The following is a 227-nucleotide window of genomic DNA, read 5'->3' on the forward strand; positions in this document are numbered from 1 at the left end:
GCGCTTGTTGACGCTGAGGTAGACGCTACGGCACTTGTTGACGCTGAGGTAGACGCTACAGCACTTGTGCTTGCTGAGGTAGACGCTACGGCGCTTGTGCTTGCTGATGTAGAGGCTACTGCGCTTGTGCTTGCTGAGGTAGACGCTACCGCACTTGTTGATGCTGAGGTAGACGCTACGGCACTTGTTGACGCTGAGGTAGACGCTACGGCGCTAGTACTTGCTGA

The 227-nt window shown here is 55.9% G+C and carries 1 protein-coding gene; it reads left to right on the forward strand.

From position 1 onward, the window contains the following. A partial coding sequence (locus N8L90_RS09500) for a hypothetical protein (protein WP_419991968.1) occupies nucleotides 1-227 on the forward strand: 227 nt, incomplete at both ends.

This window comes from Streptococcus mitis, assembly GCF_946190115.1.
Classification (GTDB): domain Bacteria; phylum Bacillota; class Bacilli; order Lactobacillales; family Streptococcaceae; genus Streptococcus; species Streptococcus mitis_CO.